The sequence below is a fragment of the Aeromonas rivuli genome (assembly GCF_020149575.1).
Lineage (GTDB): Bacteria > Pseudomonadota > Gammaproteobacteria > Enterobacterales > Aeromonadaceae > Aeromonas > Aeromonas rivuli.
The window spans coordinates 3370267-3391165 of the sequence record NZ_CP079742.1; the positions used below are offsets into that span (position 1 = coordinate 3370267).

Consider the following 20899-nt stretch of genomic DNA (forward strand, 5'->3'; position numbering starts at 1 on the left):
GATCTCAGTGATAGTCGAGAGAGTAAATGAGATCAGCGGACACCAACCCTGCCCCCACAGCCCCAGTGGCTATGTATTGGGCGCTGTAATAGAGGGTGGCATCACCGGTCGCATTGAAATCAACCAGCACATCGTTGCCCGTGTTATCTCTCAGATCGATAGGCGTACTGTCGGATGCGAGGATCTGCACCTCCACATTCGCTGCCGGATTCTTGCCCCCGGACGCCACCGCTTTGTTGCTCAGGTTGCCGGTGCTCTGGGCCACGCCAAAGTTCTCGAAATAGGCTCGTACCGAGCCCGTCGTCGGGCAACTGGTGAGCTCCAGGTTGAAACCTGTCGCGCCGGCGGTGACTCCGAGACCGGATAGCGCATTGGTACTGACGGTGGGCAGGGTCACAATCGCCGAGGCACTGCCGCCGTTGACAGAGATGTCGCAGGTTCCCGCCGTGACCTCCCCAGTGATCGTTATGGTGCCATTGAAGGCCAAGACAGACCCCGAGGCCAACAAGCTGGCCGAGAGTCCAAGAGCCGCAAGAAGACTTATTTTCATCACAACCTCCACCTAACCCGTTGGGATAGCTCAACTCGGTGTGCTGGCAATGCTCTGTTTTCTATCTCCGGCACATCATCCTTGATGGGTGTCATTTAACGACCGAAAATTAATGACTTATTAGTAAATAGCACAACCTGTGGCGCTGTGCCTGTCGCAGGCCAAATATAGAGAAAGCCCCAAGTGAACCACTCCTTGTTTCAGGGGGAAGTACTATTCAACCTGGAGATGTCAGACAGATAAACGAGGATGTGGCATCATAGCCCCTTTGCAATTTTCCCCTATCCGGAGTGGTCATGCGCCTCTTGTTCCCCCTCTGTCTGCTGCTGTGCAGTGCAGCCTTGCAGGCTGAACCCAGCTTTATCAGCCGTCTGCTCAATCAACCCGTTCCCGGTGGCGTTGCCGTGATCCCTCTCGATGAGGGTAGCCAGACACCCGCTCCTCGCTATGAGGGAAAACCCGTATTGGTGGTCAAGGAACAAGGTAAACAGTGGATCGCCATCGTCGGCATTCCGCTCAAGAGCAAACTCGGTGGGCATCAGCTCGACCTGGCCGATGGCCGCACCCTCGCCTTCAAGGTCGAAGGCAAGCACTACCGCGAGCAGCACATCAAGCTCAACAACAAGCGTCAGGTCAATCCCAACCCGGATGATCTCGCCCGCATCCAACGCGAGCTGGCCGAGCAGACCCAGGCTTATCAGACCTTTAGCCCCATCCAGCCGAGCAACTTGCTGTTCGACAAGCCGGTACAGGGGCCCCTCTCCAGCCCATTCGGACTGCGGCGCTTCTTCAATGGCGAGGAGCGCAATCCCCATTCCGGGCTCGACTTTGCGGTCGGTGCCGGCACCCCCGTCAAGGCTCCCGCGGCGGGCAAGGTCATCCTCGTCGGTAACTACTTCTTCAATGGCAACACCGTCTTTGTCGATCACGGCCAGGGGCTGATCAGCATGTTCTGCCATCTCTCCAAGGTGGATGTGACTGTGGGTCAGAGCCTGCCCAGGGGCGGCATTCTCGGTCGAGTCGGCTCAACTGGCCGCGCCACAGGTCCCCATCTGCACTGGAACGTCAGCCTCAACGACAGCCGGGTCGATCCCGCCATCTTTATCGGTGCCTTCAAACCCTGACCTCGACTATCGAACAGACAGAAAAAAGGCAGCCATCGGCTGCCTTTTTTCTGTCATTCACCCGTGCTCTGGGTTCAAGGGGCGGCGCGGCCATGCAGCGCAGATTCCTGGCCCATGGCCCAGATCATGATGGCCACCAGCAGGGCGCTGCTGCTGGGCAGGGCCAGCCAGACACCGGCCACGCCCCACAGGGTGGAAAATAGCCACAAGAAGCCGCCGATCAGCACCAGCTTGCCGCCGGTGAGCAGGGATGCCAACCGGGCTCGCCCTATGGCCTGAAAATGGGTGGCGCCCACCAGCAGCAATCCCTCCAGCGGCAAGCCCCAGAAGTAGAGCCAGATCCCCAGCGTCGCCACAGGTAACAACCCAGGATTGTCACCGGCAAACAGATAAACGGCCCCTTCTGGCCAGAGGTAGAGCGGAAACAGGGCCACCAAGGCGATAGCGAGGGTCGCACCGAGCGCCAGGTTGCGAACGCGAATGACCCTGTGCCACAGACCAGCCCCGGCATTGAAGCTGGCGATGGGCTGGATGCCCATGGCGATCCCCTCGAAGATGAGATAGAAGAAGGCCTCGGTGTAACTGATCACACCATAGGCGGCCACATGCAACGAGGTGCCCACCCCTAGCAGGGCCTTATTATGCATGGCCAACACCACGGAGAGATAGAGGTACATCAGGAAGCTGGAAAAGCCGAGTTGCAACGTCTGGCCAATTTGACGCCAATCCGGACGCAGGCTGTCCCAACGAATGCGTAGCTGGCTGCGGCGGCCGAGGAAGTGCCACAGACAGAGCCCCCCCGTCATCGCTTGTGAGAGCATGGTGGCGATGGCGGCCCCCGCCAGCCCCCATGGCAACACGACCATCAGCAGATAATCGAGCAGCACATTGAGCACGCCTCCGGCCACCAGGATCCAGGTAGCCAGCCCTGGACGGCCATCGTTGCGCAGCAGGGCAGTAAAGGCCATGGAGAGCACGGCGAAGAACCCAAGCAGGGCGTACCAGTCGAGGTAGGCAATGCCTGCCTCGAACACGGCACCCTCGGCCCCCATCCAGCGCAACAGCCCATCCCCATAGATGAGACCGATGCCACTGAGCAGCAAGGATGCCAGCAGCACCAGCAGCAAGGCATTGCCGACAATCAACCGGGCCAGTTCCGACTCCCCCTTGCCCTGCAAGAAGGAGACCCGGGCACTGGCGCCCATGCCGATGAGGGCACCTACCGCATAGAGCACGGCGCAGATGGGATAGGCGAGCATCATGCCCGCCAGCCCATCCTGGCCCAGAATGTGGCCGACGAAAATGCCATCTATGGTGACATAAATACCCGTGACCAGCATGGCGGCCACGGTCGGTGTGACATAGCGCAAGAACAGACGGCCGAGTGGGGCAGTGCCCAGATCCAGGGTCGACATAGGACTCTCAACAACGAAACAGGAGGGGGCAGAATAATAGCCAAACAAAGCCATCCCTACCCGTTATTTATGTTACGAATCATTAATATGTAAAACTTTACCCGCCCAGAGCCCTGCTTTAGGCTAGGACTCTTCTCTCGAACGGAAACGCGCCTCATGTTGCAACGCCTGCTCCCCCTGCTTTTCCTCTGCCTTCCCCTGCTCTCCCAGGCCGATGACGCCACCTCGCAGATAGAGGAGCTGCTCCAGAGCGTGCCCAAGGGCGATGCACCTGAGCATCAGAAGCTGCGGGAAAGCTATCAGCAGGCACTGCAATACGCCCGGGATGCGGAACGCTACCGGGCACAGGGTAAAGCCTATCAACAGCTGATGATCGACTACCCCAATGAGTCGGCACGGCTCAAAGATGCCCTGCACAACTACCAGCCCGCCAACAGGGTGCCCCTCGCTAGCCTGAGCGAGGATGCCCTGCGTCAGGCACTGGGGCTGAGCAACAATCGCCAGCTCAACCTGCGCAAGGAGCGTCAGGAGCTGATCGACAACCTCAATCAGCAGGAGATCACCGGCCAGGAGTTTCACCTGCGTATCGATGAGCTGCGCAAGCAGCTGCAACAGACCCGCGCTCAGCTCGATCGGATGAGTTTCAGTGGCGAGTCGGATCGTCAGCATGAGGCACTGCAATTGATGACCCGCCTCAAGGAGCAGGCGCTGTCTGACCGGATCCAGATGCTGGAGCTGGAACAGCTCTCCGCCCAGCAACGCAGCGATCTTGCCAAGCTCAAGGTACAGGGGCTCAACCTCGCCATCACGGATGAAGATGAATGGCAAAATGCCCTCATCGGCCAGCAGAACCTGCTCAGACGCCAGAATACCGAACGCACCCTGGCCCAGAGCGCGCGGCTCAAGGCCCAGCTCACCGCCGACATGCCGCTGCTGCAGGAGCAGCAACAGCAGAACCAGACGCTCTCCATCCAGCTCGGTACCCTGGAAGAGCAGATAGAAAGGGTGCAAGACGAGCAGCGGGATCTGGACAACAGCCTCTCCCACCTCAATGACCTGGTCGATTCGGTACGCGAACAGCTCGAATGGCTGCAGATAAGCAATGCTTACGGTGAAAACCTGCGCAGCAAACTGGCCGACCTGCCCGCCCACTTCCCCCTCGACAAGCTCGAATCGGCCATAGTGCAGTCGCGCATCGCCAAATACCGTTATGAAGGGGAGCAGGAGGGACTCAAGGATCCGGCTCACGTCCGGGATAAACTGCTCGAAGAGGAGAACAACAAGCTCGACCGCACCCAGATCACAGTGCTCGATAACCTGCTCAAGACGCGTCGCCTGCTGTTGACCCGGCTCAATGATGCCGCCGATACCTTGATCCAGGAGCAGACCAGGCTCAAGCTGCTCTACATCCGCCAGAACAGCAAAATAGACGAAATTCGCGATCTCAGCGCCAGCCATCTGTTCTGGCTGCCAGATGTGCCTCCCCTGACCCCGGCCGTCCTGCTCGGGGTGCCTGCCGCGTTGGGACTGGCATTCGATCCTGCCAACTGGTGGCAACTGCCCCTGGCCCTGGCCGAACAGGGCGCCACCCGCCTCACCTTCATCGTCCTCACCCTGCTGCTGCTATTCGGGCTCTGGATCCGGCTGGCCCGCCATCTGAGCAATTTCAGCCAGCAGATAGCCTCACGGGTCGGCAAGGTAACCCAGGACAAATTCAGCCTGACCAGTCGTTTGCTGCTGCGATCCTTGGTCGCCGCCCTGCCCCTGCCCGCCATGGCACTGCTACTGCGCTACCAGCTGGAGGGGGCCTGGCAATATCCCTTCGCCATCGCCGTCGCCAAGGGGCTCGGCGAGATTTGGTTCCTGCTGCTGGCCCTGCTGCTGGTGCGCCATCTCACCCTGGAGAAAGGCATACTCATTCACCACTTCGGCTGGAGTGGCGTGCAAGTGACCCGCGTCTGGGGCCAGTTCCGCACCCTCTTGCTGATCCTGATCCCCAGCTTCTTCGTGCAGGGCATGGCCGACAGCTATCAAGAGCACGCCTTCTACGACACCCTGGGGCGACTCGCCTTCATCGTGGGTGCGCTCTGGCTGCTGCTCTTCTTCGTGCGCCTCAATCATGAGCGGCTGCCGCTCACCTGGGGACAGGCAGACATGAACAAGCCACACCTGTTGCACCACTTCATCTGGAACGCCCTCATGCTGGCGCCCCTGGTGGCGGTGACCGGGGCCCTGCTCGGCTACTTCTACACCTCCCGCATCCTGCTGCGCCAACTGGAAGTGAGCCTGCTGATGGGGCTCGGCTGCCTGCTGGTCTACTACCTGGCAAGGCGCTGGATGCTGATCCAGCGCAGGCGACTCGCCTTCGATCGCGCCAAGAGCCGCCGCGCCGAGATCCTGGCCCAGCGTGAACGGGAAGAACAAGATGACCTCAGTTCGGAGATCCCGGATGTGGTGGAGGAGCAGGAGCTGGATCTGGACACCATCAGTGCCCAGTCCCTCGGCCTTATCCGCACCCTGCTGATGCTGGGCTTCACCATACTGGTGGTGGTGCAATGGTCCGATCTCAACTCGGCCTTCAGTTTCCTGAGCAACATCGAAGTGTGGCAGGTGAGCAGCAAGGTGGCGGGCATAGAGCAGCTCTCGGCCATCACCTTGCAGGATCTGATGCTGACCCTGTTCGCCTTCATCCTGACGGTGATGACGGCCCGCAACCTGCCGGGTCTGATGGAGCTCACCCTGCTGCAACACCTGAGCCTCTCCCCCGGCACCGGCTTTGCACTGACCACCGTCAGCAAATACATGGTGATCCTGATAGGCGCCCTGACCGGCTTCTCCATGCTCGGCATCGACTGGTCCAAGACCCAGTGGCTGGTGGCGGCGCTCTCGGTGGGGCTGGGCTTCGGCCTGCAGGAGATCTTTGCCAACTTCGTTTCCGGCCTGATCATCTTGTTTGAGAAGCCGATCCGGCTCGGCGATACCGTCACCATCCGCGATCTGACCGGGACAGTCTCCAAGATCAAGACCCGGGCCACCACTATCGTGGACTGGGACAGAAAAGAGATCATTGTGCCCAACAAGGCTTTCATTACCGAACAGTTCATCAACTGGTCCCTGTCCGATGCCATCACCCGGGTCAAACTGCGTATCCGCATCGGCCTGACCCAGGATCCCAAGCGGGTGCAGCAGCTGCTCGAGCAGTGCGTGCGTGAATCCAGCCTGGTGCTGGATACCCCGATCCCCGAGGTGTTCCTGATCGAATTCACCGATTCGGCGCTCATCTACGAGATCCGGCTCTACGTCAACAACATGGATCACCGGATGCCGATCACCCACGAGGTCCACTCGGCCATCCTGGAAAAACTGCATCAGTTAGGCATGCATCTGCCTCACCAACAAATCGACATTCGGATGAGCCGGGGATGATATGGATAGCGATGCAATTCACGTTGTTCATTGCACCCTGCGGGGCTGGTAGGGTGCAACAAGCGCCGCGCCGTGCACCGACACCGACAACAGGAGCCCGCCAATGCAGATCATCGCCCATCGCGGGGCCAGCAGCCTGGCCCCGGAAAATACCCTCAAGGCCATACGCCTTGCCCTCGAGTTGGGTGCCCCTGCCATCGAGATAGACGTGCAGCAAGCAGATGGCGAACTGTGGGTATTCCATGATCGTCGCCTGGAACGCTGTACCAATGGTCATGGGGTGCTGAGCCGACAACGTGCCGACTACTTGCATGGCCTGGATGCCGGTGAGGGGGAGCCCATTCCCCTCCTGTGGCAAGTCATGACGCTTCTCAAGGGACGCTGTGAGCTGCATATCGAGCTCAAGGGGAGTGATACGGCAGAGGGGGTCGCGGCCCTCACCCGACGTGCCGAGCGCGATCTCGGCTTTACCCCGGAGCAGTGGCTGGTCTCCTCCTTCCATCACCCCGAATTGGCCCGCTTCGGCGCACTGCGCCCCGAGATCCGGCTCGGCGCCCTCATCGCCAATCGCCCCCTGGCCTTCTCCCATGCCGCCGAAGCACTCAATGCCTGGTCACTGAACTGCGACCTCGATTTCGTGGATGAAGCCCTGGTGAGGGATGCCCATGATCGCGGATTCAAGGTGCTGATCTATACGGTCGATCAGCTGGAAGATGCCCGGCAATTACATGAATGGGGGGTCGATGGAATCTTCACCAACAGTCCCGAGCGGATGCTGCAGGACCCTGAGCTGGGTCAAAACGCCACAGACCACGAAAATAAAGGGGTCGAGGGGATAAAGAAGCCGGAAATCGGCCGATAACCTAAGGGACCATAACAATAAAATAACCCATTCTGACTAACGCAGACAGACGCTCACAAGGATGTACCCATGAACCTATCTATCAAAAACAAGCTGGTACTGGCCGTCGGCCTGATCATTCTGATCATTACCGGGCTGCAGGTCTGGTACAACACCAGCCAGCTCAAGAGTGAAACCCAGCGCCTGGTCTGGAACATCATCGACGAGAGCTCCACCTCCAACGTCAAGGGGATCTCCCGCTGGCTCGACTCGCGCATCGGCATGGTCACCTCCGCCAAGGAGGCCTTCACCGATCAGGATGCCCCCATCAGCCACCTGGCCCAGGCCATGAATGCCGGCAACTTCGACCTCGTCTACGCCGGGACTCAGGATGGCAAGATGATCCAGAGCAAGCCGACCGACCTGCCCGCTGACTATGACCCTCGCCAGCGCCCCTGGTACAAGGAAGCCATCGCCGCCGGCAAGCTAATCATCACGGAGCCCTATGCCGACATCACCACGGGCCAGCTCATCATCACCATCGCCGAGCCTTTCACCCGGGGCAACACCCAGGGCGTCATCGCCGGTGACGTCTCCATCGACAGCCTGGTGCGCGATATCCTGGCCATGAACCAGGAAGGTACCTATGCCGTGCTGGTCGACAAGAGTGGCGTCATCATCGCCCACCCGGACAAGGCGTTGGCCCTCAAGCCCGCCACCGAGATCTCCCCCGAGCTGACCCCTGCCAAGGTCAACGAACTGGCCCATGATGGCGCCATCTCCGACATGGTGATCGGCGGCAAGCTGAGCGTATTCGACCTGACCGAAATTCCCAACTCCAGCTGGTACTTCGGCATAGTGGTGGATGAGGCGGTGGCCTATCAATCGGTGTCGCGCATGGTGACCTCCACCCTGCTGCAGGGACTGCTCACCATCCTCATAGTGGCGGGTTTCTCCTCCCTGGCCATCAGCCGTGCGCTCTCCCCCTTGCAGACCCTGGGTGAGGCCATCGCCGACCTGTCCCGTGGTAATGGTGACCTGACCCGCAGGGTCAAGATTGAGCGGGAAGACGAGGTGGGTACGGTTGCCAAACACCTCAACACCTTCATCGATCGCATCCACGTCATGGTGCAGGACATCTCCAACTCCTCGGGTCAGCTCAATCAGCAGGCCAGCTCCTCTCATAACATGGCGGAGAAATCGAGCCAGGGGCTGGCCCGCCAGCAGAACGAGATCTCCCAGATTGCCACTGCGGTACACGAGATGTCCGCCACCGCCGTCGAGGTGGCCAGCAACGCCGAGCAGACCGCCGATGCGGCGCGCACCTCCTCCAACAGCTGTGAGCACGGCAAGCAGGTGATTGCCCGCAACCAGAGATCAATCACCGATCTCGCCACCCAGGTGAAGCAAGCCTCCGGCATCATTCAAGAGCTGGAGAAGAACGCTCAGGAGATCAACACCATCCTCTCCACCATCCAGGGCATCGCCGAGCAGACCAACCTGCTGGCGCTCAACGCCGCCATCGAGGCCGCCCGGGCCGGTGAACAGGGTCGCGGTTTCGCCGTGGTCGCCGACGAGGTGCGAGTCTTGTCCCAGCGCACTCACAGCTCCACCGTCGAGATCCGCAGCATGATAGAGACCCTGCAGCGCAACACCCAGGGGGCAGTCAGCACCATGCACGAGGGTCAACTGCTCGCCCAGAACAGCGTGGATGATGCCAGCAACGCCACCCTGGCCCTGGAGCAGATCACCGCCTCCATCAATCAGATCTCCGACATGGCGACCCAGATCTCCAGTGCCGCCGAGGAACAGCGCGCCGTCACCGACGAGGTGAGCCGCAACATACAGGCGGTGAAGGATGTCTCGGACGAGCTAGCCGAGGATGCGGATAGCTCCCGCAACCTCTCCGCCCAACTCAAGAACATCTCGGGAGAATTGAGCAATCAGGTCGGCATGTTCCGCATCTGAGCGCGTTGAAAAAAACAAAGGGGCCATTCAGGCCCCTTTGTTTGATAAACTCTTTTTGCTTCTGTGGCCATCATTCCCTTTCCCCCCACCTCGCTGTGAGCCCGCTCTCCATCCAGGCAACGAATTTACTCATATAAGTCCCCACTCAGTTATATTCGCATTACTTTTTTGACGCCTTTTTTGCACAAGACCATGCGAATAATTATTATTAAATATTTTTGATAAAAAACTTAAAAACGTTAGGGTTAATACCTAAAAAGAGAGGTGTTTCTCATTTTTTTGACAGAAAACTACGTACAATCTTGGACTTAAATGACAACGATCCGCAATGCGGCTAATCCGAGCTGACTGAAGGATGGCGATGAATACGGCAGTTTTGTCCATGGAATGGGGTGATTTGCATAAAAGTCACCATTGCCACGCACTAAAACAGAGCAGTTTGACTTGTATCAAGCCTGAATTTTTTTCATAGAGCAAAATCGTGCCTAGCAAATCTATCCCTAAGGAGGCAGATGTGGATATTATCAAGACCGATGTCGCCATCATCGGTGCCGGTGGTGGTGGCCTGCGTGCCGCTATCGCCATAGCAGAAGCCCACCCGGATCTGGAGATCGCCCTGATCTCCAAGGTCTACCCGATGCGCAGCCACACCGTGGCCGCAGAGGGTGGCGCCGCCGGTGTCGTCCGCGACGATGACTCCCTCGAAAACCACTTCAACGACACCGTGTCCGGTGGCGACTGGTTGTGCGAGCAGGACGTGGTCGATTACTTCGTCGAAAACTGTACCCAGGAGATGGTCCAGCTGGAGCACTGGGGCTGCCCCTGGAGCCGCAAACCGGACGGCAAGGCGAACGTGCGCCGCTTCGGCGGGATGAAGATCCCCCGCACCTGGTTTGCCGCCGACAAGTCCGGTTTCCACATTCTGCATACCCTGTTCCAGACCTCCATCAAGTACCCGACCATCAAGCGCTTCGACGAGCACTTCTGCATGGACTTGATCGTGGAAGACGGCCGCGTGCAGGGTGTCCTGACCTTCGATATCCAGAACGGCATCACCCGCTTCATCCAGGCCAAGTCCGTCATTCTGGCCACAGGTGGCGCCGGTCGTGTCTACCGCTACAACACCAACGGTGGCATCGTCACCGGCGATGGCATGGCCCTGGCCTACCGTCACGGTGTGCCCCTGCGGGACATGGAGTTCGTCCAGTATCACCCGACCGGCCTGCCGGGCACCGGTATCCTGATGACCGAAGGTTGTCGTGGTGAAGGTGGCATCCTGGTCAACAAGGATGGTTACCGCTATCTGCAAGATTACGGTCTGGGCCCGGAAACCCCGGTCGGCGAGGCCAAGAACAAGTACATGGAGCTGGGCCCCCGCGATCGTCTCTCCCAGGCATTCTGGCAGGAGCAGCAGAAAGGCCGCACCATCCCAGGCCCCATGGGCGACGTGGTGCACCTCGACCTGCGCCACCTCGGCGAGAAGTACCTGAAAGAGCGCCTGCCCTTCATCTGCGAGCTGGCCAAGGCCTACGTGGGTGTGGATCCGGTCAAGGAGCCGATCCCGGTTCGTCCGACCGCCCACTACACCATGGGTGGCATCGAGACCAACGGCCAATGCGCCACTCGCATGCCGGGACTCTATGCCCTCGGCGAGTGTGCCTCCGTCGGTCTGCACGGCGCCAACCGGCTGGGCTCCAACTCCCTGTCCGAAATCGTGGTGTTCGGCAAGGTGGCCGGTGAACACGCCGGTGAATTTGCCAAGACCCAGACCCATGGCGACACCCAGGCCCTGGCCGCCAAGGCCGAGCAACTGATCAAGCAGCACCTCTCTCTGCTCGACATCGACGGCACCGAAAACCCGGCCGATATCCGCAACGAATTGGGTCTGTCCATGGAAGCCGGGGTCGGTATCTACCGTACCGAAGAGCTGATGCAAGGCACCATCGACAAGATCAACGAGCTGAAGGCCCGTTACAAGAAGGTCAAGATCAACGACAAGTCCTCTGTCTTCAACACCGATCTGCTGTACGCCATCGAACTGGGCTACATGCTGGACGTGGCCGAAGCCATGGCCCACTCCGCCATCAACCGCAAAGAGTCTCGTGGCTCCCACCAGCGGCTGGATGGATTTGAGGAGCGGGATGACCTGAACTACCTCAAGCACTCCCTCTCCTTCTATAACCAGCAAGGCGCCCCGACCATCGACTACTCCGATGTGAAGATCACTAAATCCCAACCGGCAAAACGCGTCTATGGCTCCGAGGGTGAACAGCAGGACAAGGCCAAAAAGGCCGCGACCATGGCATCCCAACCGGTAGCTGAACAGGTGCACGGTTCCGAGGGTGAGAAACAAGACGAGGCTAACAAACATGGCTGAGATGATCGAAATTGAGATCCTGCGCTACCGCCCGGAGCAGGACAACGAGCCCTGGATGCAGACCTTCCAGGTGCCTTATCTGAAAGAGATGTCCCTGCTCGATGCCCTGCAGTACATCAAGGATCAGCTGGACTCTACCTTAAGCTTCCGCTGGTCCTGCCGGATGGCGATCTGCGGCTCCTGCGGCATGATGGTCAACGGCATTCCGAAGCTGGGTTGCAAGACTTTCCTGCGGGACTACCTGCCGGGCAAGATGAAGATCGAACCGCTCAACAACTTCCCGATCGAGCGCGATCTGGTGGTCGATATGTCCGATTTCATCGAGAAGCTGGAGAGCATCAAGCCCTACATCATCCCGTCTGAGCCGCGCAACCTGTGCGACGGCGAGTACACCCAGACTCCGGCTGACATGGCGAAATATCACCAGTTCTCCATGTGCATCAACTGTGGTCTGTGCTACGCCGCCTGCCCGCAGTACGGCATCAACAAGAAGTTCACCGGCCCGGCGGCCCTGGCACTGGCTTATCGCTACAACGCCGACAACCGCGATGGCGCGTCCAAGGAGCGGATGAAGATCATCAGCCAGGATGAGGGTGTCTGGGGTTGTACCTTCGTGGGTTATTGCTCCGATGTCTGTCCGAAGGGCGTGGATCCGGCCGCAGCCATCCAGCTTGGCAAGGTCGAGAGCGCCAAGGACTACATGATCGCCATGTTCAAGCCAGATTGAGATCAGGAGTGAGACCATGAACAACACCCAGAGCAAACGTAAGCCCTACGTGCGCGAAATGAAGAAAGACTGGTGGCTGAAGAACGCCTTCTACACCGGTTACATGATCCGCGAAGGCACCAGCATCTTCGTCTCCATCTACGCCGTGGTGCTGATGTGGGGTCTGTTGCGGCTGGTTCAGGGTCAGGAGGCGTTCAACGGCTGGCTGGAATCCCTGCAGAGCCCGATAGCCATCCTGTTCCACGTCATCGCGCTGGCAGCCTGCCTGTTCCACGCCAAGACCTGGTTCGCCCTGGCTCCCAAGGCCATGCGCATCTTCCGTGGTGAAGACCTGCTGCCGGAGAAGCCGATCGTCATCGTCCAGTATGTGGCGCTGGCGGTGGTATCCCTGCTTGTCCTGATCATCGTGGCCTGAGGAGATTAATGATGAGACGTTCTGACGAGCCCGTATTTATTGGCGTCCGTTTGGTGCCGGTAGCGCTATATGAGGAAAAATCATGAGACGTTCTGACGAACCCATTTACTGGGGACTCTTTGGTGCCGGTGGCATGGTGGTTGCCATGCTGCTGCCGGTGATTGTCCTCATTACCGGTCTGCTGGTGCCCATGGGCATCATGGACGTGGAGACCATGAGCTTCGAGCGCGTGCACGACTTCGCCAGCTCCTGGTGGGGTGCCTGCATACTGCTGGTGATCATCGCCCTGCCCATCTGGCACGGCATGCACCGCATCTATCACGGTCTGCACGACCTTGGGATCCACACCACCAAGCTGCACCACTATGTGTTCTATGGCTTCGCCTTCCTGGTGTCTGCCATCACAATCGGCCTGCTGATGGTGCTGGTACTCCAGTAATCCTTAAGTTGCCAGCAACAGATGATAAAACCGGGCCCAGTGCCCGGTTTTTTATTTCCACTTAGCGCTGGCCTTCATCCACGTAATTCCAGTGCGTGAATTTCTCTGGTATTGACGGAAGTCTTAACATAGCCGACACCAGGCTTACCAAGAATGGCCACCAGCAACCGACAAACCAATGCTTCCATTTGCAGTAGGGTATTTTCCTGTTCTGCTGAGCGCGGGTTACCGCCGTAACTCGCAAACCCCAACGGCCCATCAAAGAACAGAGCTTCGTGGAAGGTGTCGTTACGGGCAACTGATAGCGATGAGGGATCTGTTTTGCTGTTCTTAGCCCAACTTGGCACGGGGATAGCAAATTTTTCACACATCCATTGAACACGCCCTGCATGTGAGGTGCGAGGTTCCTGCGCTTCCTTTACCGCAACCAACTTGAAGCAAGCATCCAGCGCCATATAGAGATACTGAAACTTCTCAAAGGAAAGACTCTGCGGATACTGAGCCAAAAACAAGGCATGGATGACAGCAGTCACCCGCTTAAGCGCACGAGCATCACCGCGCTCCGATTCCAGATAGTCCAGCGCCAATTCGACGACATCGGCGACAGTGCTGCGACTCAGGATAAAATCAACGAGCTTTCCCGGCTGGATAGGGGTTGCATCGAGAAAGCCCGCCTCTGTTGTGGTCAGCCGCATACCGGTGAAAAAAGATAAACACCACACCACGAAATCGAGGTCCTCTCTGCTCTGGCCCTCAGGAAGCGTCAGAACATGGGTCATGGGAAGACCGAAAACTCGGGCGTTGTACGGCATCGAGCGAACCTTTCCGCTCATGTACTCTATATGTTCCTCCACCCTCGGATAAATCCAACCTTTGAGGGCATTCGGATCTCCTGATACGGCCGCTACGATGCGTTCATGTTCGGGAAGCGTTCTGATAGAAAATCTATCGGTTTCAATATTGCAGAACACTGGGTAGTAACCGAACTCTGCTGAAACCTCGCAAGATAGTGCATTAAGTCGTTGTTCTGTCACCATACTGATGCCTCCCACAGTTTGATCTTGTAGCGGTACGCTAACCAATTAGCGTTCAAACGCTTCAGCAGATGCCTATTAATCCCTATTAGACGATGACTCTGGCCACAGGGCCCGCAGGGAGGCTGGCATGGCAGCGACGTGCAGAGACGGCGTCTGGTGCCAGTCGGCCAGTTTTTGCAGCGCCTTCTCCAGATCCTGCGCCAGGCTGGCGCTCACCCTGACCCCATCCTCCAGGTAGAGGCTCTTGACCTCGAACACCCCCTCCTTGCGATGAGCCTTGGCATCCAGACGCCCCACCAGCTTGCCCCGGCGCAGCAGGGGCAGCACGAAGTAGCCGTATTGACGCTTGGGAGCCGGGGTGTAGCACTCGATGCGATAGTCAAAGCCAAACAGTTCGCTGGCCCGCTTGCGATCCCACACCAGGGGATCGAAGGGCGATAGCACGGCTGTGTGGGTCGCCTTGAGAGTGCCAGCCTGGGCCCGGGCCAGCTCATCGGAGAGCGATGCGTGCACGAAGGCGCCATGCTGCCACCCCTCCACCCGCACCGGCAACAGCTCCTCCTCGTCCGCCAGCTGATGGAGCAGGGCGTCGAATTTGCCGCGCCGCAGCCGGTAGTAATCCGCCACCCAGCCGGTCTTGACCAGCCCCAGCGCCCGGCAGCTGGCCCGCACCATGTCCCGCCGGGCGAGCTCAGGGCTCGGCAGATCCCGCCCATCGTCCCACTCGGGCATGACCCGCTCGGCCAAGTCGTAGACCCGCTGGAAGTTGCGCCGCTCGCGCACCATCAGGCGCCCTGCGGTAAACAGCACCTCCAGGTGGCGCTTCTCCGGCTTCCAGTCCCACCAGCCGTTGCCCTTGCCCCCCTTGCGCTCGAAGTCGATGGCCCGCACCGGGCCCTGCTGGCGAATGCGCTCGACTATCTGCTCTATCTCGCCGCCGTGGGTCTTGAGCCACTGGGCCGAGAACTTCCAGCCCATGGCGGCGGGATCCAGCATGCGATGGCGCAGCAGCCGGTAGTCCTCGCGAGGGACGAAGCAGGCCTCGTGGGCCCAGTATTCGAAGAGATCCCCCTCGGCCAGCAACTGCTCCAGCCAGGCGGGATCGTAGTGGCCGAGCCGGCTGAACAGCACCAGATAGGGGCTGCGCGCCACCACAGAGATGCTGTCTATCTGCAGCAGCGCCATGCGGCGGATGCAGGCCAGCACATCGGCCGGGCCCGCCTTGTGCCTGGGCGGCGCCAGCAGACCCTGGGCTGCGAGTTGCAGATGACGGGCATCCTGAACACTGAGATGAATGGCAGACATGGGGATGGCCTCGGGAGAGTGGATCCCCAGCATGCCCAAAAGTGGCCCGGATGAAAACCGGGCTCACACCATGTGGACGCGATCCCCGCTGAAGAGGGCGCCCCTAGGGCTGAATCCTGCCCTTGGCGAGCACGGCCACATCCGGGTGAGGCAGACTCAGCTGTGCGCCGAGCCGCGCTGCCAGCCAGTGAAAGGAGGCGTCGGCGAAAAAAACGATATGTGTGGGATCGTGGCGATAACGCCAATGCCGAAAGCGCTCGTCGCTGAGCACCCGCTGGGTCTGCAACACCAGCAGGCCACCGGGCTTGAGGCAATCCCACAACTGGGTGAGCACGGCGCCTGGCTCGGCCAGATGTTCAATCACCTCGGTACTGGTGATGAAGTCATATTGCCGGGTCAACAGGGCGGGCTGGTCGGCATAGAACTTGTCATAACCGGCCATCTGGTAACCCGACTCGCGCCCCATGGCCAGCAGCGCAGGTCCCGGGCCACAGCCGAAATCCAGCCCGCTCGCGGGCGCCGGGATCTGCGCCAGCACCTGACCAAAGGCGCGCATCAGAAACCTGCGGTAGCCGGGGTCATCCACTTCGTTCTGGTGGCCGTCATAGACCCGCTTCTCGGTCGCATCACCCAGCCGATGGACCGGCGCCATGAACACCAGGGCACAGTCGAGGCAGCGGCCATACAGCTTGTCAGCCACCGGCAAGGCATAGTGCCGGGTGCTGCCACACAGGGGGCAGGCGCAGAGTTCCACACAGACTCCTTACTTGTATCGGGATGAAGCGCGATCTTGGTCGGCGAGCAATGTGCCTGCCCACAGACGCCATGGCAAGGGCGGAGTGCGACTGCGTCATGACCGGACATTATCGGAGCCTATTTTTTCATCTTCTTAATGGTGTCTTAAGTTTGCTCTTTTAGGCTGCACTCATTGACGATGAGGAGATGGCCCATGACGACAGATATCCAAGCCCCCTATCGGCTCGTGCTGGCCGAGCAGCCGCAGCAGAGGGCCGAATTGCAAGCCTATATCCAGCACGCCTATCAGCGTGAATTCGATGCCACCATACCCCACTTTCTCTCTTGCCTCGTCGGTCTCTATCGCGCCGATGGTCTGCTGGTGGGGGCCTGTGGCCTCCAGCTTGCCAGGGATGAGCCCCTCTATCTGGAGCAGTATCTGGAGCAGCCGATTGAAGATGCGATCGCCTGCGGCCTCGGCATCCAGACGGGGCGAGAGCGCATCATAGAGGTCGGCAACTTCGCCTGCCTGACCCCGGGCAATGCCCGCCTGATGTTCGCCGCCCTCACCTGCCTGCTCTGTGACAATGCGTTGGATGTGGTGGTCTTCACCGGCACCGCCAAGCTGCGCAACAGTTTCCATCGCCTGCACCTCGAGCCCGTTGAGCTGGCGAGCGCCGAGCCGCACCGGGTCGGTGAAGACGCTCAGGCCTGGGGCGCCTATTACCAGTGCCAGCCCAGAGTCATGGCTGGCGATCTCGGCCTGGGGCGCCAGGTGTTGAGCCAGAACAGTCTGCTGATCTCCCTGTTGGGGCCGATGCCGTCCCTGTTTCCCTGCCAGATGAGGGCATCCTTATGAGCCTGTTCGACACCCTGTTCGATCTCTCCTGTCAGGATCCGCACCGCCCGGCCCTGTGTGACAGCCAGCAGAGCCTGAGTTATGGCGAACTCTGGCCTCAAATACGCGGCCTGGCCTGGCGTCTGGAAGACGCGGGGGTGCGCCGCCTCGCTCTGCAACTCGATAACGGCCTGCCCTGGGCGCTGATCGACCTGGCCTGCGCCCTGGCCAACATCGTCGTGATCCCCGTGCCCCACTTCTTTAGTGCGCAGCAGCAGGCCTGGCTGCTCCAGAGCAGCGGGGCCGATGCCCTGGTCGGCCCTGCCCGTGATGGCTGGCAAGCGGATCATCCCCTCACCCTGCTCGGTGCCGAACTGACGCTGTGGCGCTGCCAGCCAGCTCAGGTCCCAGCCCTGCCAGAGGGCACCGCCAAGATAACCTACACCTCTGGCAGCACGGGGCAGCCCAAGGGAGTCTGCCTCTCCTGGCCCCACCTGATGAGGGTGTGCCACTCCCTGGCCGAACGGGTCGCGCCAGCCGGGGTTGAACGGCACCTGACCCTATTGCCCCTGGCCACTCTGCTGGAGAATCTTAGTGGTCTGTACGTGCCGCTGCTCACCGGCGCCTGCAGCCGCATCCCTTCCCCGGTCGAACTCGGTTTCTCCGGCTCCAGCAAGCTGGACCCCATGATATTGGCCGAGGCACTCACACGCTGGCCCAGCCACAGTCTGGTGCTGGTGCCCGAGTTGCTGCGCCTGCTGGTCGGCCTGCGCGCCAACCAGCCAGATCTCGCCGGTGAGGTACGTTTCATTGCCGTCGGTGGCGGCAAGGTGGCCCCTGCACTGATCCTGCGTGCCCGCGCCCTCGGCTTGCCCGTCTATGAGGGCTATGGCCTGTCGGAATGCGGCTCTGTCGTGGCGCTCAATGGCCCGGATCAGATGAAAGTGGGCAGCGTGGGGAGGCCTCTGGCCCACTGCCGAGTCAGCATTGCCCTGGATGGCGAGGTCATGGTGGAGGGCGCCACCATGCTCGGCTATCTGGGGGAAGAGAGCACCGCAGGCGAGCCTGCGGACCTGCAGATCGCCACCGGGGATCTGGGTCACCTGGACGCAGAGGGCTACCTGCATATCACCGGGCGCAAGAAAAATGTCCAGATCACCGCCTTTGGTCGCAACTTTTCCCCCGAATGGATAGAGGCCGAGGCCCAGATCTGTCCCGCCATCGCCCGCATCGTGATCTTCGGTGACGGCCAGCCCGCCAACGTGGCGCTGATCCAGGCGCTGCCCGGTACCCATACCCAGCTGGCGCAACAGATCGAGCAACTCAACCAGCAATTGCCCGATTACGCCCGCATCCACCACTGGCTGCCGGTGGCGCTGGATCAGCACCCCGGCCTGCTGACCGCCAACGGTCGGCCCCGCCGCAACGAGATCTATCACCACTTTTCCCGGCAGATCGACCAATGCCTGACCCAAGGCCTCACAGGAGAGACCTCATGAGCTTCTATCAGACCCTGCAACACGCCACCGCACATGAGCGCGAACATCTGCTCAGCGCGCCCATCATCGAAGCCTGTCGCCGCGGCGAGATCAGCCGCCAGACCTATCTCACCTTCCTGGCCCAGGCCTTTTATCATGTGCGCCACACCGTGCCGCTGCTGATGGCCACCGGCGGCAAGCTGGGACAGGAGTATGAGTGGGTGCGCGGCGCCATCCGGGAGTACATCGACGAGGAGTACGGTCATCAGGAGTGGATCTTAAGCGACATCCGCGCCTGCGGCGGTGATGCCGAGGCGGTGCGCCACGGCCAGCCCGAGCAGCCCATCGAGTTGATGGTGGCCTTCCTCTATGACCAGATAGCCCGTGGCAATCCCATGGCCTTCTTCGGCATGGTGCAGGTGCTGGAAGGCACCAGCGTGGCCATCGCGACCACCATTGCCGACCAGCTCAAGAGCGGATTGGGTCTGCCACCCCAGGCGATGAGCTATCTCAGCTCCCACGGCGCCCTGGATCAGGAACACCTCAAGTTCTTCGCATCCCTGATGGACAGGGTCGAGAACCCGGCCGATCAGGGGGCCATTGTTCATGCCGCCAAGGTGGTCTACCGCCTCTACGGCGACATGCTCTACAGCCTGACGGAGCGCCATTGATGCCTGTCATCTGTTCTCTTTCACCCGGGGAGCGCTCGTCATGAATCTTTCCGCAAAGCGCATACTGCTCACCGGTGCCAGCGGCGGCATCGGGGAGGCCCTGGCTCAGGAGTTGGCAGCACAGGGAGCCATCTTGTTGCTGCATGGACGCCGCAGCAGCGCCCTGGAGCGGCTGCGCAAGGGGCTACCCAACCCTGATCGCCATCAACTGCTGGTAGCGGATCTGATGACGGCAACGGGCCGCGCTCAGTTGCTGCAGCACCCGGCACTGGATGAGCCCATCGATGTGCTGATCAACAACGCCGGTTGCAACGAGTTTGCCTGGTTGGAAGATCAGAGCAGCGAGCAGGTCGAACGCCAGCTGCGCCTTAACCTGGAGGCCCCTGTTCAGCTCTGCCGCGCCCTCTTGCCCAGGCTCAATCACCCTGGCCTCATCATGAATGTGGGTTCCTGTTTCGGCGCCATCGGCTACCCGGGCTACAGCGTCTACTGCGCCAGCAAGTTTGCCCTGCACGGCTTTAGCGAAGCCCTGGGGAGGGAGCTGAAAGGCTCTGGTATCAAGGTGATCCACTTCGCCCCACGGGCGACCCGCACCCGACTCAACTCGACCGAAGCCTATGCCATGAATGCTGAACTTGGGACCAAAACCGATACCCCGGAAGCCGTGGCCGAGGCGGCGTTGCACGCCCTGATGCGGGAGGGACGCAACTACTGGCTCGGTTGGCCCGAGGCCTTGTTTGTGCGGCTCAACGGCCTGCTACCCGCCCTGGTCGACTGGGCCCTTGCCAAACAACATGCCGTCATAGCACGCCATGCCCGCCAACGACAGACCCTCAACACCGAACAAAAAAAGCAACAGGATCAAGGAGAAACACAATGAAAAAGACAGTGATAGCCACCCTTGCCCTGCTCGCACTGACCCCCGGCCTCTCCCAGGCCACCCCCCTGGATCTCGGTGGCATACAACAGGCCTGGGCCCAGTGTCAGTACCAGCAGAGCGGCGACAACCAGGAAACCTGCCTCAAGCAGTTGAACAGCGAGGCAGCCGAGGCCAGCGCCGCGGCGCCCTTCAACACGGATCTGCTGATCTGGTCTGCCATAGTGCAGAGCAGCTGGGCAGGTGCCAAGGGGGGGCTGGGGGCGCTGAGTCTGGTCAAGGCGGCCAAGACCAAACTGGAGATTGCCATCAAGCAGGATCCCAAGGCGCTCGACGGCTCCGCTTATACCAGTCTGGGATCCCTCTACTACAAGGTGCCGGGTTGGCCGGTGGGTTTTGGCGATGACGAAAAGGCGGAGCAACTGCTCAAGCAGGCGCTTGCCCTCAATCCAGACGGCATAGACCCCAACTTCTTCTATGGCGACTTCCTGATAGATCAAGGCCGCAAGGCTGAAGCCAGGCCTTATCTGGAACACGCCCTCAAGGCACCGGACAGACCGGGGCGCGCCCTGGCCGATCAGGGCCGACGGGCCGAAGCCAAGGGGCTGCTTGCCAAACTCTGACGCCATGGCATACCCGAGAGGGCGGCGGCAATCCGCCCTCTCTCCTCCCGCGG

General features: G+C 60.3%; 18 protein-coding genes. 13 read left to right on the top strand and 5 right to left on the bottom strand.

Annotation, left to right across the window (positions count from 1 at the left end; translation table 11 throughout):
• Positions 1 to 4: 4 nt before the first annotated feature.
• On the bottom strand, positions 5 to 550 hold the full coding sequence (locus tag KYK33_RS15525) for a fimbrial protein (protein ID WP_224431109.1): 546 nt from the start codon (positions 548 to 550) through the stop codon (positions 5 to 7).
• A 296-nt stretch (positions 551 to 846) separates the two neighbouring features.
• Between KYK33_RS15525 and KYK33_RS15530 the strand changes: the two genes are divergently transcribed.
• Positions 847 to 1674, top strand: coding sequence for a M23 family metallopeptidase (locus KYK33_RS15530; protein WP_224431110.1), 828 nt, complete (start codon positions 847 to 849; stop codon positions 1672 to 1674).
• Between the two features lie 74 nt (positions 1675 to 1748).
• Here KYK33_RS15530 and KYK33_RS15535 read toward each other — a convergent pair whose 3' ends face one another.
• A complete protein-coding gene (locus tag KYK33_RS15535) occupies positions 1749 to 3089 on the bottom strand; it encodes an MATE family efflux transporter (protein WP_224431111.1) in 1341 nt (446 codons plus the stop codon).
• A gap of 156 nt (positions 3090 to 3245) precedes the next feature.
• Here KYK33_RS15535 and mscM point away from each other — a divergent pair, with 156 nt between their 5' ends.
• The 7 genes from mscM (at position 3246) to frdD (ending at position 13282) form a co-directional block, all read left to right on the top strand.
• Positions 3246 to 6515 (top strand): miniconductance mechanosensitive channel MscM, encoded by a 3270-nt coding sequence (mscM, locus tag KYK33_RS15540; RefSeq protein WP_224431112.1) that lies wholly within the window; start codon positions 3246 to 3248, stop codon positions 6513 to 6515.
• 103 nt (positions 6516 to 6618) lie between these two features.
• Entirely contained in the window at positions 6619 to 7377 is a 759-nt protein-coding gene (locus KYK33_RS15545; protein WP_224431113.1) for a glycerophosphodiester phosphodiesterase, read from the top strand.
• A gap of 69 nt (positions 7378 to 7446) precedes the next feature.
• Complete coding sequence (locus KYK33_RS15550) at positions 7447 to 9324, top strand: methyl-accepting chemotaxis protein (RefSeq protein WP_224431114.1); 1878 nt, start codon at positions 7447 to 7449, stop codon at positions 9322 to 9324.
• 514 nt (positions 9325 to 9838) lie between these two features.
• Positions 9839 to 11701, top strand: a complete 1863-nt coding sequence (frdA, locus tag KYK33_RS15555) for a fumarate reductase (quinol) flavoprotein subunit (RefSeq protein ID WP_084218143.1) — start codon at positions 9839 to 9841, stop codon at positions 11699 to 11701.
• A complete protein-coding gene (locus tag KYK33_RS15560; protein WP_042040876.1) occupies positions 11694 to 12428 on the top strand; it encodes a succinate dehydrogenase/fumarate reductase iron-sulfur subunit in 735 nt (244 codons plus the stop codon). The genes frdA and KYK33_RS15560 overlap by 8 nt, the downstream gene beginning before the upstream one ends.
• Positions 12429 to 12444: 16 nt before the next feature.
• Positions 12445 to 12843, top strand: coding sequence for a fumarate reductase (locus tag KYK33_RS15565; protein ID WP_042040877.1), 399 nt, complete (start codon positions 12445 to 12447; stop codon positions 12841 to 12843).
• A gap of 82 nt (positions 12844 to 12925) precedes the next feature.
• Complete coding sequence (gene frdD, locus KYK33_RS15570; protein WP_042040878.1) at positions 12926 to 13282, top strand: fumarate reductase subunit FrdD; 357 nt, start codon at positions 12926 to 12928, stop codon at positions 13280 to 13282.
• Between the two features lie 74 nt (positions 13283 to 13356).
• Here the strand turns inward: frdD and KYK33_RS15575 are convergent, their stop codons facing one another.
• From KYK33_RS15575 to KYK33_RS15585, 3 genes are all read right to left on the bottom strand, one after another.
• Positions 13357 to 14319, bottom strand: coding sequence for a hypothetical protein (locus KYK33_RS15575; protein ID WP_224431115.1), 963 nt, complete (start codon positions 14317 to 14319; stop codon positions 13357 to 13359).
• A 75-nt stretch (positions 14320 to 14394) separates the two neighbouring features.
• Positions 14395 to 15624: a winged helix-turn-helix domain-containing protein gene (locus tag KYK33_RS15580; RefSeq protein ID WP_224431116.1), complete on the bottom strand. Its 1230-nt coding sequence runs from the start codon at positions 15622 to 15624 to the stop codon at positions 14395 to 14397.
• 103 nt (positions 15625 to 15727) lie between these two features.
• Positions 15728 to 16378, bottom strand: coding sequence for a class I SAM-dependent methyltransferase (locus KYK33_RS15585; RefSeq protein ID WP_224431117.1), 651 nt, complete (start codon positions 16376 to 16378; stop codon positions 15728 to 15730).
• A 195-nt stretch (positions 16379 to 16573) separates the two neighbouring features.
• On the opposite strand from KYK33_RS15585, the gene KYK33_RS15590 reads away from it, so the two are divergent.
• Genes KYK33_RS15590 through KYK33_RS15610 form a run of 5 tightly spaced genes read left to right on the top strand, consistent with a single transcriptional unit; the run spans position 16574 to position 20846 of the window.
• Complete coding sequence (locus KYK33_RS15590) at positions 16574 to 17218, top strand: thermostable hemolysin (protein WP_042040880.1); 645 nt, start codon at positions 16574 to 16576, stop codon at positions 17216 to 17218.
• Entirely contained in the window at positions 17215 to 18696 is a 1482-nt protein-coding gene (locus KYK33_RS15595; protein ID WP_224431118.1) for an AMP-dependent synthetase/ligase, read from the top strand. The genes KYK33_RS15590 and KYK33_RS15595 overlap by 4 nt, the downstream gene beginning before the upstream one ends.
• Positions 18693 to 19346 (top strand): TenA family transcriptional regulator, encoded by a 654-nt coding sequence (locus KYK33_RS15600; RefSeq protein ID WP_042040881.1) that lies wholly within the window; start codon positions 18693 to 18695, stop codon positions 19344 to 19346. The genes KYK33_RS15595 and KYK33_RS15600 overlap by 4 nt, the downstream gene beginning before the upstream one ends.
• 40 nt (positions 19347 to 19386) lie before the next feature.
• Entirely contained in the window at positions 19387 to 20226 is an 840-nt protein-coding gene (locus tag KYK33_RS15605) for an SDR family oxidoreductase (RefSeq protein WP_042040882.1), read from the top strand.
• Positions 20223 to 20846 carry a tetratricopeptide repeat protein gene (locus KYK33_RS15610; protein WP_224431119.1) on the top strand — a complete coding sequence of 208 codons (624 nt, stop codon included), beginning with the start codon at positions 20223 to 20225 and terminating at the stop codon, positions 20844 to 20846. The genes KYK33_RS15605 and KYK33_RS15610 overlap by 4 nt, the downstream gene beginning before the upstream one ends.
• The last annotated feature ends 53 nt before the right edge of the window (positions 20847 to 20899 follow it).